This is a genomic window from Aidingimonas lacisalsi (assembly GCF_008079445.1).
GTDB lineage: Bacteria > Pseudomonadota > Gammaproteobacteria > Pseudomonadales > Halomonadaceae > Aidingimonas > Aidingimonas lacisalsi.
Map to the genome: position 1 here is coordinate 235,992 of NZ_VRYH01000005.1, position 14,906 is coordinate 250,897.

At 56.6% G+C, this 14,906-nt stretch carries 10 protein-coding genes and 2 tRNA genes; 1 reads left to right on the top strand and 11 read right to left on the bottom strand.

All coding sequences use genetic code 11. From position 1 onward, the window contains the following. Window positions 1-107 precede the first annotated feature (107 nt). The 7 genes from lpdA to sdhC form a co-directional block, all read right to left on the bottom strand. On the bottom strand, window positions 108-1,547 hold the full coding sequence (lpdA, locus tag FVV99_RS12500) for a dihydrolipoyl dehydrogenase (RefSeq protein WP_148254407.1): 1,440 nt from the start codon (window positions 1,545-1,547) through the stop codon (window positions 108-110). Between the two features lie 47 nt (window positions 1,548-1,594). Continuing rightward, complete coding sequence (gene odhB / locus FVV99_RS12505) at window positions 1,595-3,178, bottom strand: 2-oxoglutarate dehydrogenase complex dihydrolipoyllysine-residue succinyltransferase (RefSeq protein WP_148254408.1); 1,584 nt, start codon at window positions 3,176-3,178, stop codon at window positions 1,595-1,597. Between the two features lie 42 nt (window positions 3,179-3,220). Beyond that, the gene (locus FVV99_RS12510; RefSeq protein WP_148254409.1) at window positions 3,221-6,055 is read right to left on the bottom strand and encodes a 2-oxoglutarate dehydrogenase E1 component; all 2,835 of its coding nucleotides are present in this window, start codon (window positions 6,053-6,055) and stop codon (window positions 3,221-3,223) included. Between the two features lie 295 nt (window positions 6,056-6,350). Continuing rightward, window positions 6,351-7,061 carry a succinate dehydrogenase iron-sulfur subunit gene (locus tag FVV99_RS12515; protein WP_148254410.1) on the bottom strand — a complete coding sequence of 237 codons (711 nt, stop codon included), beginning with the start codon at window positions 7,059-7,061 and terminating at the stop codon, window positions 6,351-6,353. 11 nt (window positions 7,062-7,072) lie between these two features. Continuing rightward, window positions 7,073-8,845: a succinate dehydrogenase flavoprotein subunit gene (sdhA, locus tag FVV99_RS12520; RefSeq protein ID WP_148254411.1), complete on the bottom strand. Its 1,773-nt coding sequence runs from the start codon at window positions 8,843-8,845 to the stop codon at window positions 7,073-7,075. 3 nt (window positions 8,846-8,848) lie between these two features. Next, entirely contained in the window at window positions 8,849-9,196 is a 348-nt protein-coding gene (gene sdhD / locus FVV99_RS12525) for a succinate dehydrogenase, hydrophobic membrane anchor protein (protein WP_148254412.1), read from the bottom strand. Continuing rightward, the gene (sdhC, locus tag FVV99_RS12530; protein WP_201745086.1) at window positions 9,190-9,567 is read right to left on the bottom strand and encodes a succinate dehydrogenase, cytochrome b556 subunit; all 378 of its coding nucleotides are present in this window, start codon (window positions 9,565-9,567) and stop codon (window positions 9,190-9,192) included. Before sdhC ends, sdhD begins: the two co-directional genes overlap by 7 nt. A 436-nt stretch (window positions 9,568-10,003) precedes the next feature. On the opposite strand from sdhC, the gene gltA reads away from it, so the two are divergent. Next, complete coding sequence (gltA, locus tag FVV99_RS12535) at window positions 10,004-11,290, top strand: citrate synthase (protein ID WP_148254414.1); 1,287 nt, start codon at window positions 10,004-10,006, stop codon at window positions 11,288-11,290. A gap of 645 nt (window positions 11,291-11,935) precedes the next feature. Here gltA and FVV99_RS12540 read toward each other — a convergent pair. From FVV99_RS12540 to FVV99_RS12555, 4 genes are all read right to left on the bottom strand, one after another. Next, window positions 11,936-12,011 (bottom strand) — tRNA-Glu (locus tag FVV99_RS12540). Between the two features lie 18 nt (window positions 12,012-12,029). Continuing rightward, window positions 12,030-12,105: transfer RNA gene (locus FVV99_RS12545), tRNA-Ala, on the bottom strand. 95 nt (window positions 12,106-12,200) lie between these two features. After that, complete coding sequence (gene gltX, locus FVV99_RS12550) at window positions 12,201-13,679, bottom strand: glutamate--tRNA ligase (protein WP_148254415.1); 1,479 nt, start codon at window positions 13,677-13,679, stop codon at window positions 12,201-12,203. Between the two features lie 139 nt (window positions 13,680-13,818). Continuing rightward, the gene (locus tag FVV99_RS12555; RefSeq protein ID WP_148254416.1) at window positions 13,819-14,715 is read right to left on the bottom strand and encodes a LysR family transcriptional regulator; all 897 of its coding nucleotides are present in this window, start codon (window positions 14,713-14,715) and stop codon (window positions 13,819-13,821) included. Window positions 14,716-14,906 lie beyond the last annotated feature (191 nt).

A 14,906-nucleotide genomic window follows, 5' to 3' on the forward strand; every position in this document is an offset into this window, starting at 1 on the left:
ATCCGGCACACCACCGGAGTGGGGCGTTTCCCGGATCACCCCCGTCAGCTTCCGATACATTGCCGGAAGCGACGCGCCACCCTCGGGTGGCGCTTGTTGTCGCATTGTTACTTGCGCTTCTTGCGGTTGGCCATGTGAATTGCATGGCCATCAACCGCCAGGGCTGCTTCGTGAATTGCCTCTGACGTGCTGGGGTGTGCGTAGCACGTCAACGCCAGATCTTCGGCACTGGAGCCGAACTCCATGGCAATCACGCCCTGAGCGATCAGCTCGCCAGCGTGCTGACTGACAATATGCATGCCAAGTATACGATCGGTTTCAGCATCGGCGATGATCTTGGCCGAGCCTTCCGATGCGTTATTGGCCAATGCCCGTCCGTTGGCGGAGAACGGGAAGGAGCCGGTCCTGACTTCGATACCGGCTGCCTTGGCATCCTGTTCCGTCATGCCGACCCAGGCGACTTCCGGCGACGTGTAAATGACGCAAGGAATGGCGTCGTAATTTATCTCGGCCTTATGTTCGGCGATGATATCGGCAACCATCATGCCTTCTTCAGAAGCCTTGTGGGCCAGCATTTGACCACGTACACAGTCGCCGATGGCGTAGACACCAGGAACACTGGTACGACACTGGTCATCGACGAAGATAAAACCACGCTCGTCCAGATTGACGCCGGCATCTTCACCTAACAGCCCCTCGGTATAGGGACGACGACCGACACAGACGATCAGCTTGTCGAACGTAATCTCCTTTTCACCGTCGGCATCGGCATACTTGACGACCACTTCCTTGTCCTTGATCTCGGAACCGGTAACACGCGTTCCAAGCCGGATATCCAGCCCCTGCTTCTTGAGCAGCTTCTGGGTTTCCTTGGCGATGTCCTTGTCGACCATGGGCAAGAAACTGTCCATGGCTTCGAGCATGGTCACTTCACTACCGAGCCGGCTCCATACGCTGCCCAGTTCCAAACCGATGACACCAGCTCCAATAACTCCAAGACGCTTGGGAACTTCATCGAATTCCAGCGCCCCGGTCGAGTTGACGATCAACCCTTCGGTCAACGGTGTCGGGGGGATTTCCACTGGTACCGAACCGGCAGCAATGACGATGTTATCGGCATCGTAGGTCGCTTTTTCGCCATCGTGGCCAGTGACTTCAACCTGCTTGCTGGACAATACCTTGCCGGTACCTTCCAGGGCAGTGACACCATTGGCCTTGAACAGCGCGCTGATACCGCCGACGTTCTTGGCGATGACCTGCTCCTTGAATTCATGCATCTTGGCCACGTTGGCCGTGGGCTCTCCCACGTCGATGCCGATTTCCTGGTAGTGGTCGCGAGCCTCGACGAACTTATGCGAGGTCTCCAACAGCGCTTTCGAAGGAATGCAGCCTACGTTCAGGCAGGTTCCGCCATGAACGGTCTTGCCTTCCTTGTTGACCCACTTCTCGACACAGGCAGTCTTCAATCCCAGCTGGGCAGCTCGAATAGCGGCCACATACCCGCCGGGACCCGCGCCAATGACGATGACATCAAATTTATCGGCCATGAAAGTGTTTCCTGTTTCGTCGGTTCGCTAGGAATACGTTGTGGGACTTAGACGTCCAGCAGCAAACGCGCCGGATCCTCCAGCAATTCCTTGATAGTGACCAGGAACTGCACGGCGTCTTTACCATCGATCATGCGGTGATCGTATGACAGTGCCAGATACATCATGGGACGAATCTCGACCTTGCCATTCACCGCCATGGGACGCTCCTGAATCTTGTGCATCCCCAGGATGGCAGTCTGAGGCGGATTGAGGATCGGCGTCGACAGCAAGGAGCCGAAAATACCGCCGTTGGTGATCGTAAAGGTACCGCCCTGCATCTCGTCGATGCCCAGCTTGCCATCGCGTGCGCGCTTGCCGAAATCGACTATCTGTTTCTCGACATCGGCAATTTTCATGCTATCGGTATCCCTCAGCACCGGCACGACCAGGCCACGCTCGGTGGAAACCGCCACGCCAATGTCCTGATAACCGTGGTAGACGATATCCGTGCCGTCGATCGAGGCGTTGACATCGGGGAACCGCTTGAGCGCTTCACTCGCCGCCTTGACGAAGAAGCCCATGAACCCGAGCTTGGTGTCGTGCGCCTTGAGGAAAGTATCCTTGTACTGTGAACGCAGCGACATGACCTCGGTCATGTCTACTTCGTTGTAGGTGGTCAGCATCGCCGCCGTCTGCTGAGCCTGTACGAGGCGCTTGGCGATCGTCTGCCGCAAACGACTCATCGGCACCCGTTTTTCGGGACGCTCCCCTTCGACGACGGGGGCAGCGGCGGCCGCTTGAGCCGGTGTAGATGCAGGTGCGGATTGCGACGCTTTCTTGGCAGTCCCCTCTTTGACCGCTTTCTGAACATCTTCCTTGAGGACACGCCCGCCCTTGCCGGTGCCCTCGATCTTGCTGACATCAAGGTCGTGTTCGGCTGCCAGCTTACGTGCCGCCGGTGCCAGGATCTTGTCACCGACCTGTTCCGACTCACCACCACTATCGGCACTGGACGAGGCGTCTGAAGCCGGCTCGGACGCTGATACGCTGGCACTGCCATCACCACCGGCACCTTCGGCAAAGATGCCTAGTACGGCTTCGGACTCAACCTGCGCGCCCTCTTCCACCTTGATTTCACTCAATGCACCATCGGCGGGGGCCACAACCTCAAGGACGACCTTGTCGGTCTCGATATCGGCCAGAACTTCATCACGTTGGGCCGCTTCTCCAACCTGTTTGTGCCAGGTAGACACCGTCCCTTCCTGGATGGATTCGGGGAAGGTCGGCGCCTTGACCTCATGTGTCTTGCCGGATGACGCAGGCGCTTCTGGCTGAGCGCTATCGGATGCCTCGCCACCTTTCGGGGCATCCGCCTTTTCGTTGGCGGATGCCTTACTACCGGCCTTTTCTTCAGCGGCGCCCAACAGCCCAAGCACCTGCTCTGACTGCACGATATCGCCTTCATTCGCTTGGATTTCGGTCAGCGTTCCTGCATCCGGTGCTACGACCTCCAGCACCACCTTGTCGGTTTCAATCTCGACGATCAGTTCGTCTCGTTCGACGCTATCCCCTGGCTGCTTATGCCAGGCGGCCACGCTGCCTTCGGCAACGGATTCCGGAAAGGTTGGCGCTTTGATCTCGGTAGCCATGTCGTTTCCCTTGTGAGTTCTCTCTTCCTGATGACGGACGCTTCACGCGTTGAAGGCGTCGTCCACCAGTTGGCGCTGCTGTTCAACGTGAACGGACATGTAGCCCGCAGCGGGTGCCGCTGACGCCGGACGCCCGGCAAACTTGAGCTCTTGCCCCAAGCCCTCATGCAACATATCGGCGACCATGCGCATATGATGCTGACTTTGGTACCAGGCCCCCTGGTTGAGCGGCTCTTCCTGGCACCAGACCACTTGCTCGATGTTGGTGTAGGCCTTGAGGACGTCGAACAGCACTTCCTTGGGAAATGGATAGAGCTGCTCGATACGGACAATTGCCGTATCGTCCCGCTCGTTCTCGGTACGATAGGTCGTCAAGTCGTAGTAGACCTTACCTGCACAGAGCACCACTCGCTTGACCTTGTCGGCATCGAGCTTACCCTGATCTGGCAGCACCATATGGAAGCGTCCCTTGGACAGTTCCTCCAGCTCCGAGGTCGCTTCCTTGTGGCGCAACAAGCTCTTGGGTGACATCACCACGAGCGGCTTGCGCAATGGGCGAATCACCTGACGCCGCAGCAGGTGAAATATCTGTGATGGGGTCGTCGGCACACAGACTTGCATATTGTGCTCGGCACATAGTTGCAGGAAGCGCTCCAGACGCGCCGATGAATGCTCTGGCCCCTGGCCTTCATAACCATGCGGCAGCAATAGCGTCAAGCCGCATAAGCGCCCCCACTTGGATTCACCCGAGGAGATGAACTGATCGACCACGACTTGAGCACCGTTGAAGAAGTCGCCGAACTGAGCCTCCCAGATGATCAATGCATTGGGACTGGTCGTGGCATAACCGTATTCAAAGGCCAGCACCGCTTCTTCCGACAAGAAGGAGTCATGGATCGTGAAACGCGGCTGCCCTTCCTTGATGTACTCGAGCGGTACATAGGTACTGCCGTCTTTCTGGTTGTGGACCACGGCATGTCGGTGGGAAAAGGTACCGCGACCACTGTCCTGCCCGGTCAGCCTGATCGGATGCCCTTCATCCAGCAACGTGGCATAAGCCAGAGTCTCGGCGAACCCCCAGTTGACAGCCATGCCTCCCGCCAGCATCTTGCGCCGATCCTCGTAGATCTTGGCCACCTGACGCTGCGTCTGGACGCCGTCGGGAATCTCGCACATGCGCGTTGCCAACTGCTGCATGCGCTTCATCTCGATGGTGGTATCGGCATCACCGGTCCACTCATGGCCAAGGTATGGCTCCCAATCGACGAACAATGATTTATTGGGCTCCTTGACGAGCGCATTGGCCACGTGATTCCCCGCCATCAGATCATCGCGATACTGCTCGATCAGCGCCTTCGAGTCCTCTTCGGACATCACGCCATCCTCAGCCAGCCGCTTGACATAAAGGGCACGCGATGACGGATGATCCTTGATCTTCTGGTACATCATCGGCTGCGTTCCGGACGGTTCGTCAGCCTCGTTGTGGCCGCGCCGACGATAGCAGACGAGATCGATGACCACGTCTTTCTTGAACTGCTGACGATAATCGAGGGCCACCTGAGTGGCATGCAGGATGGCATCCGGATCATCGCCATTCACATGGAAAATCGGCGCCTGCACCATCTTGGCGATATCGGTGCAGTATTCAGTGGAGCGGGTATCTTTTGGATGCGATGTCGTGAACCCGACCTGATTGTTGAGGATGATGTGGACGGTCCCCCCCGTCTGGTAGGCACGGGTTTGAGACATCTGAAATGTCTCCATGACCACACCCTGGCCGGCAAAGGCCGCATCGCCATGCACGTTGATCGGCAACACCTTGGTGCCGTCGGTATCGTCACGTCGATCCTGGCGAGCTCTCACCGACCCTTCGACCACCGGAGACACGATCTCCAGATGAGACGGATTGAAGGCCAGTGCCAGATGCACTTCGCCTCCCGGCGTCATGACATTCGAGCTGAAGCCCTGGTGATACTTCACATCCCCTGAGCCGTGTTCAATGACCTTCTTGCCATCGAACTCCTCGATCAACTCCGAAGGGCTCTTGCCAAGAATATTGATCAGCAGATTGAGGCGCCCCCGGTGGGCCATGCCGATGACGACTTCCTTGGTACCATAGCCGCCAGACCGCTGAATCAATTCATCCATCATCGGAATGAATGTCTCGCCACCTTCCAGGCCGAACCGCTTGGTCCCCGGATACTTCGAGGCCAGATAGCTTTCCAGGCCTTCCGCTGCGGTCAGCCGCTCAAGCAAGTGCTTGCGTACGTCATCGCTGAACTTGGGTTTGGAACGAACCGTCTCGAAACGCTGTTGCAGCCAGCGCTTTTCGTCGGTGTCCACGATATGCATGAACTCGCAGCCAATCGAGCGGCAATACGTCTGTTCAAGCGCTTCCACGATCTCCTTGAGAGGCGCCTTGTCCTTGCCCAGAAAAAAGGAGCCGGTCTGGAATTCGGTATCCATGTCGGCAGCCGATAGCTGGTGAAAGGACAGATCGAGATCGGGGATCGGAGCCTGACTGCGCAGGTTGAGTGGGTCGATATCGGCTTTTTGGTGCCCCCGGAAGCGGTAGGCATTGATCAGCTGTAGAACCTTGACCTGCTTCCGGCTTTCGCCGTTGTCGGAAGTGGTAGCGACTTTTGCGGTTCGTTGGTTTTTGCCAAGCTGATAGAACTGGTCGCGGATTGGGCCTAGAGGAACATCGTAGGAAGAGCTGCCTTCGGGACGCGGTAGTCGATCAAAGTAGTTGCGCCATTCGTCGGGGACAGCATTGGGATCGACGAGGTACTCTTCATAGAGCGCTTCCACATAATGAGCGTTTCCACCGCTCATGTGTGATGTGCGCCACATCAACTCCATTATGCCTTGTTGCATCTCTCGGTCACCCTGCACTGATGGGGTGTTATCGGGGCTGGATACGGCCGGGCCGTCCCAGCTCTGGTGATTGCCCTGCCGGTGCGGGCAGTTGTCTCTCCGGCACTCCCGGCTTACATGTTTCGCGCCGAGAGCCTGGCTTCGTATCGTCAAGAGCCGGTACGCAGGGCACCGGCTCCGAGACACGGGCGCCGCTCACACTGCGGCATGGATCAGCCCACGATCATCGTCGATCGCGACCCATGGTCGCAGCTCGAAAATCCGGTGCCCATGATAGCAAGCCAAACGCTTCGATTTAAGTGGCATTGGCCAGTAACATTTCGCGAATCTTGCCAATCGCCCGTGTCGGATTGAGCCCCTTGGGACATACCGCCACACAATTCATGATACCGCGGCAACGAAATACCGAGAACGGATCCTCAAGATCGGCAAGGCGTTCGCGCGTTGCGGTATCACGTGAATCGGCCAGGAAGCGATAGGCCTGAAGCAGGCCAGCCGGTCCCACGAACTTGTCCGGGTTCCACCAGAACGACGGGCAAGCTGTCGAACAGCAAGCGCATAGTATGCATTCGTACAGGCCATCGAGTTTGTCGCGATCCTCCGGTGACTGCAGACGCTCGATCGCCGGCTCCGGCTCGTCGTTCTGCAGATACGGCTGAATACGTTCGAACTGTTCATAGAACACGCCCATATCGACGACCAGGTCACGAATGACCGGTAACCCCGGCAAGGGCCGCAGCACCAGCTTGCCCTTCTTGATCACCTCGGACAACGGGGTAATGCAAGCCAGCCCGTTCTTGCCATTCATGTTCATGCCATCGGAGCCGCAGACTCCCTCGCGGCAACTACGGCGATAAGCCATGGAACTATCCTGTTCCTTGATCATCGACAAGACATTCAGGACCATCAGGTCTCGGCCCTGAGTGTCCACCTGAAACTCCTGCATATAAGGTGCGGAGTCGGTTTCAGGATTGTAGCGATAGACGGATACCTGAAGCATGGACATCGTGGACTCCCTCAATAAGTGCGGACTTTCGGCTCAAAGGTATCGACCGTTTTCGGCGTGAAGTTGACATCGCGCTTGCCGAGTTTTTTCTCGACCGGGAAGTACAGCGAGTGCTTCAGCCAATTGACGTCGTCGCGGTCCGGATAGTCATAACGGGAATGAGCACCACGGCTTTCCTTGCGCTCCAGCGCGGAGATCGCGGTGGCTTCAGCCACTTCCATCAGGTTATCGAGTTCGAGGGCTTCGACCCTGGCCGTGTTGAAGGCCCTGGACTTGTCACCGAGATGCGCATTGCTGATCCGTTCACGCAGCTCCGAGAGTTTCTTGACCCCCTCTTGCATATTATCTTCCTGACGGAACACACCGAAGGCATTCTGCATGATGTCCTGTAATTCGGCCTTGAGCGCTGGCACCGATTCACCACCACTGGATTCATCCCAGCGGTTGATACGGGACATGGCGAATTCGACATCGGAGTCGGTCGCTTCGAGATACTCGACTCCCTCATTAAGGGCGCTCTCGATATACATGCCCGCCGCTCGGCCGAACACCACCAGGTCAAGCAACGAATTGCCACCCAAGCGGTTGGCTCCGTGAACCGAAACACAAGCGGCTTCGCCACAGGCGAACAGGCCATTGACCAACTGGTCATTGCCATCGGCGTCCTGGGAAATCGCCTGACCATGCACATTGGTGGGTATGCCTCCCATCATGTAGTGACAGGTCGGCACGACGGGAATCGGTTCCTTGGCCGGATCGACTTGCGCAAACGTTTTGGACAGTTCGACGATTCCCGGCAACCGCTTACCCAGCACGTCTTCACCGAGGTGATCGAGCTTGAGGTAGACATGATCGCCATTCTCGCCGCAGCCACGACCTTCGAGTATCTCGAGCACCATGGACCGCGCCACTACATCGCGACCGGCCAGATCCTTGGCATTCGGGGCATAACGCTCCATGAAGCGTTCGCCGTCCTTGTTCACGAGATAACCGCCTTCGCCGCGACAGCCTTCGGTGACCAGGACGCCGGCACCGTAGATGCCGGTCGGATGAAACTGCCACATTTCCATGTCCTGCATCGGGAAACCCGCGCGCAGTGTCATGCCGATACCATCGCCGGTATTGATCAAGGCATTGGTCGTCGATGCATAGATGCGGCCCGCGCCACCGGTGGCCAGCACCGTGGCCTTGGCCTTGACATGGACCACCTCGCCGGTCTCGATGTCCATTGCAATACAACCGACCACGTCGCCATTGGCATTCTTGACCAGATCGACGGCATACCACTCGTTCAGGAAAGTGGTGTTGTTCTTCAGATTGTTCTGATACAGCGTATGCAATAGTGCGTGGCCGGTCCGGTCGGCAGCAGCACAGGTTCGCGCCGCCTGGCCACCCTTACCGAAATCCTTCGACTGCCCACCGAACGGGCGCTGATAGATGCGTCCATTGTCAAAGCGAGAAAACGGTAGCCCCATGTGTTCAAGTTCGAACACCGCTTTGGGACCCTCCGAACACATGTACTCGGCCGCTTCCTGGTCAGTGATATAGTCGCCACCCTTGACGGTGTCATACATGTGCCAGCGCCAATCGTCGTTGGGATCGGCAGAAGCAATGGCACATGTAATACCGCCTTGGGCCGAAACGGTATGTGAGCGAGTTGGAAAGACTTTGGACAGGACAGCGGTCTTCTTGCCGGACTTGGCCAGCTCCAAGGCGGCGCGCAGGCCGGAGCCACCACCACCGATAATGATTGCGTCGAATGTCAGGCTACGCATGCTAGACATGAATCAGGCTCCCCACAGGACTTGTACGCCCCACACCAGAAAGACGAAGATGGCCAGGATGATGATGGTCTGAGCGGCGACACGAATGCCGGTCGGTTTGAGATAATCAGTCGTCACGGTCCATAGACCGATCCAGGCGTGGGCGGCGATGGAAACGAACGCCAGCAAGGAAAAGATGCGCATCCACGTCTGGTCGAACAAACCGCTCCAGGTGGCGTAATCCAGTCCCGGATTAAACAACAGAAAGCCGACCATGAAGAGCGTGTAGACTGCCAGGATAATGGCGGAAACACGCTGGATCAGCCAGTCCGAGAGGCCACTGCGACCGAAATTCGTTATGTTGGTTACCATACCCAGACTCCTGCCAGAATCACCAATACTGCACTGACCACGACAGTGATCTGTGCCTTGCGCACGCCACCTTCCAATGTCACGCCGATATCAATGTCCATCAGCAGGTGTTTGATGCCAGCAACGAAGTGGAAAGCCAGTGCCGACAACAGTCCCCAGGCGACGAGCTTGGCCAGCACATTGTGAGCCAGGGCATCACGGACGGCTTCGAACCCTTGCGGCGACGACAGCGAAGTGTCGAGTGCCCAGAAGGCGAAGACCAGACCGATGAACAGGATGACGCCGGTAATGCGGTGGGCGATCGACGTTAACGCCGGGAGGGGAAACGTTATTGTGGAGAGGTCGAGGTTTACGGGTCGTTTGCTATTCACGGCTCTATACACACTCTCTTGGCCCGCTCATTGCTTCGCCGGGCATGGCCCGAGCGGGCGGTGGTTTTGAGGAAGGGCTCGGCCGTTTGCCAAGTCGACACGACGCCAGTTCCAAGCGATCGTGCGGGGTGCGATTATAGGGGTACGGGTCAAGTATGACAAATCGGCGAGCGCTACCATTGATCATCGACCGACTGCACACTAGACCATCCCGATACTTGACCCTCATATCCATGAGAGCAAAATAGCGCAAAATGATGCAGAGCACCATTTATTATACAACACATGTATATAATTCATGATGCTGCATAAGTCGCTGCCTATGGGCTAATTGACAATCCTCCGAACGCTTCTATAGTGGGCTAACATTTTTTGCCCGACATGGCATGCGAGACAACGACTTATCGTCTAAAAACTGGATAACTAGGAGGCCACCATGGCTGACAGGAAAGCGCAGTTAACGATCGAAGGGCTCGACAAGGTAATCGAGTTTCCTGTCTATTCCGGTAGCGCTGGCCCTGATGTCATCGACGTTCGGAGCCTAGTCGCCGAGGGCCTCTTCACCTATGACCCAGGATTCATGGCGACCTCGTCATGCCAATCCGCGATCACGTTCATCGATGGCGCCAATGGCGTACTGCTTCATCGCGGATACCCGATCGGCCAGTTGGCTGAACACTCCAACTTCGTCGAGCTGAGCTACCTGCTGCTGAACGGGGAGTTGCCCTCCAATAGTGAGTACCAGCATTTCGAGGCCACCATCCGCAACCACACCATGGTTCATGAACAATTGGCCAACTTCTACAAGGGCTTTCGGCGCGACGCCCATCCGATGTCGATCCTGTGCGGTGTTGTCGGCGGACTGGCGGCCTTCTATCACGACCACATGAACATTACCCGTGACGAAGATCGTCGCATCAGCGCCATCCGCCTGATCGCCAAGATGCCCACCCTGGCCGCCATGAGCTACAAGTACAATATCGGCCAGCCATTCAATTATCCACGTAACGACCTCAGTTACGCAGAAAACTTCCTCTACATGATGTTCAGCAACCCATGCGAGGAATACACGATCAATCCGGTCTTCGCGAAAGCGATCGATCGCATCTTCATGCTCCACGCCGATCACGAGCAGAATGCCTCGACGTCCACGGTTCGCTTGGCGGGTTCCACGGGCGCCAACCCGTTCGCCTGCATTAGTGCCGGGATTGCCGCGCTCTGGGGACCGGCACATGGTGGTGCCAACGAAGCCGTCCTCAACATGCTGGACGAAATCGGTGACGAGTCGGAAGAGAACATCCAACGCTATATCGACCGTGCCAAGGACAAGGACGACCCCTTCCGCCTGATGGGCTTCGGTCACCGTGTCTACCGCAACTTCGATCCGCGCGCCAAGGTCATGAAAGAGACCTGTGACGAAGTGTTGAGCGAACTTGGCATGGCAGATGATCCTCAGCTCAAGATCGCCAAACGCCTGGAAGAGATCGCGCTGGAAGACGACTACTTCATCGAGCGCAAGCTCTATCCCAATGTGGATTTCTATTCCGGCATCATTCTCAAGGCCATAGGTATTCCGACCAACATGTTCACGGTGATCTTCGCGGTCTCACGGACCATCGGCTGGATCTCGCATTGGAACGAGATGATCAGTGGCGATTACAAAATCGGTCGCCCTCGTCAGCTCTACGTGGGATACGAACAGCGCGACTACCCCGCCGAATGAGCACACCAGTACATGAGAGGCCTAAGCACGGCCTCCATGCCCCTACCCAGACACACGAGGCTGGTTACCAGGCAGCTTCGCCTGTGATCGCGGCACACGACCGATACGTTCTATATTTACAAGTGTTGTAGAACTATCCATGCGCCGACGACAACATTGTGACGGTCACGCGACATCCATGTTGCAACGCAATGAAGCCAGCCGCCATCCGCCCCATCGGCGACACCCGGATCGTTTTCCACACTTTCTGTGGATAACCATGTTCATAACCTTGAGAAAAGTTCCAGGAAACTGCATGACAAGCGGGTTACCCTCAAATCGGTCAATTTTTAAACAATCATAATCGACTGATTTACTTGAATTTATTAGAAAACTCATCCTCGAGATCAGCTTATATGAGTGTTATGCACAAAGACGTCGGACGACGCGGCATACGTGGACAACTTTTGCAGCGTGTCAAGGGTGACAGGTCAAAATCAGCCCCACCGATGCCCTATCCATGACAGTTTCACATCGACGATATGACATCTCGGCGACAAAATCTCACCAAGACATGCACACGACGTCAGCGATCTCAACCGCCACTTGGACGAGGAGAACAGATGCCGCTGATCTAGGTATGAGGAAGGAGTAACGTGAAAGAAGTGGCGTCCCATAGGGGGTTCGAACCCCTGTTACCGCCGTGAAAGGGCGGTGTCCTGGACCACTAGACGAATGGGACGCATAGTCGACTCGAGGATGGTGGAGCCTAGCGGGCTCGAACCGCTGACCTCAACACTGCCAGTGTTGCGCTCTCCCAGCTGAGCTAAGGCCCCACATGCATCGATTGCCTCGTGAAGACGGAGCGCATGTTACTGATACGCCCCGGGTTCGTCAATACCTTTTGCGCTTCAAGCGTACAACCGATGGCTTATAGTTCTCGATATTCCTTCTCGAAGCGTTTCGCCTGTTTCTTGGAAACGCCCCCCAGTACATCGACAGCATGACGCAAGCGAGCACGGGTCATGTCCGAACCGAGGATGGCCATTGCATCGAGCACCGACGTGGATGTTGGAGAGCCAGTGACAGCAATGAAGACCGGGGCGAGGAAGGCTTTCATCTTGAGCTCGAAATAGTCGGCCAAGGCCTTGACCTCATCCAGCAGCGCCTCCTTATGCCAGGCTGTGACGCCTTCCAGGCGCCAGACCAGGAATTGCAGCATCTTGAGAAGCGTCTCGCGCTCCAGCTTGACGCCCTGGAAGCTCGACTCATCGATAGCAGGCAAACCGGAAAAGAAATGACCGGCCAGCGGAGCCACCTCGGACAGAGTATCCACCCTGGGCCTGACCTGTGGCAGGATCTGCTTGACGTAGTCCTCATTGAATGCCCACTCGCGCAGGGCATGTAGGAGAGCCTCGTCATCGAGATCTTCGCGGATGTAAACCCCATTAAGCCAAGTCAGTTTCTCAAGATCGAACACCGGCCCACCCAGAGAGATCCGCTGAACGTCGAAGTGCGACATCATCTCGTCAAGCGAAAATTTCTCGCGGTCATCAGGCATCGACCACCCCATACGACCCAAATAGTTGGTCACTGCCTGGGGCAGATACCCCATGCGTCGATAATAATTGATCGACGTGGGGTTCTTTCGTTTGGAGAGCTTCGACTTGTCCGGATTGCGTAGCAAGGGCATGTGGCATAGCTCTGGCATGTCCCAGCCAAAATAGTCGTATAACAACTGATGCTTGGGTGCGGAATTGATCCACTCCTCACCACGCAGCACATGAGTGATCCCCATCAAGTGATCGTCGACCACATTGGCAAGGTGATAGGTGGGCATGCCATCGGACTTGAGAAGAATCTGGGCATCGACCTGGGCCCAATCCACCTCGATGCTGCCACGCAGCATGTCACTGACGACACAGGTGCCCTCCTCCGGTACCTGCATCCGAACCACATAAGGCCACGCTTCACGCTCACGACGTGCCGCTTCGTCCTCGGACAAGGCAAGGTCATGCGGCTTCAATGCCAGATGCAGTCCCTCGGCCTTGCGCGTTTCGCGCAACTCGTCGAGTTCATCACTGGTTCGGTAACACTTGAAAGCGTGCCCGGCATCGAGCAACCGCTGCGCATGCTCGGCATAGATATCACCACGCTCGCTCTGACGGTAAGGACCGAACTGGCCACCGACATCCGGCCCCTCATCCCAATCGAGCCCCAGCCAACGCAAGGAATCCAGAATCATCTGCTCGGATTCCGCAGTCGAGCGGACACGATCGGTATCCTCGATACGCAAGATGAATTGACCGTTGTGCTGACGAGCGAAGCACAGATTGAACAACGCGATATAAGCCGTGCCTACATGCGGGTCACCCGTGGGGGACGGAGCGATGCGAGTGCGTACAGTCATGGTGATTCAATCTCTTGGAGGCAAACTGGCGACATTATACGCACTCGGTAGCCGATCATCAGCTTTACTACGGCACTTCGTGCCAGCTTCGCATGGCGAACATCAAACCGTGCGAGCCAATGGTCCATAGCCGAGACGTTCAAAGCACCAGATTTTCCCGGAACCATTCTGTGATGAAATCCAGGTAAGTACGAGTCTTGTCCGGCAAGTACTTCCTGGATCGGAACAGGACCAGCATGCTGCCATGCTCATTCCAGTAGGGTTGCAAGAGAGGGACGAGCTCGCCGGAAGCCACGGCGGAACGGGCGGCGAAGGTCGGTAGATAGGCCAACCCGAAACCTGCCTTGGCGGCTTCGACGACGCCAAGCAGGTTATTGATGACCAGCCGCGAATGCGGCTCGACATCCAGTGGCTGGCCATCGAGCGAGAAGCGCCAGTGCGCTCCCAAGTCATAGTTACCATAGAAGATCGTGTCGTAGGTAGCGATGTCCTGAGGATGCAGGGGGTAGTTGACTCGTGCCAGATAATCCGGTGCCGCATATACACCATAGACGACCTTGCAAAGTGGTCGTGAGACCATGCTGGATGGCGGCAACGGCCCCATCCGAATGGCGAGATCCACGGCTTCATCGATCGGCTCGAAACGTTGATCCTCGAGCAGGATCTCCACCGCCACATCCGGATAGCGGCGCATGAATTCGGTCGTCGGTGCCGCCAGATACATGAAACCGAAGCTCACTTGAGCACTGACTTTCAACTGACCGCGCGGCCTGGCGGTTACCGACTGGACCTGGGCTTCTGCCGCCGACAACTCCTCGCATATGCGCAACCCATGTTCGTAATAGATCTGCCCGGCCTCGGTAAGATGCAGCGAACGCGTCGACCGATTGAGCAGGCTGACCCCGAGTTCATCTTCCAGCGACGCTACACGCTTGGAGGCTAGCGACTTGGAAATCCCCAGACGTCGAGCTGCGCCGGTGAAACTGCCACTACGCACCACGTCGACAAAGACCTTGAGCGCATCCAGTGTGGCCACCCCATACCTCCTGTCGCCGCTATTTACATATCCCCTTTGTTTCCAATATGGAAACACAAGTTTTCGATTGTACCCACTTATTCCGAAAAAGCCGACTGATTATACTGCCCGTGCGTTTGATCGATGGCACGAGTCATCGCAACCAACCGCAACGCCATCAGATCGTGACAATCGTCAGATCTGGATGGCGC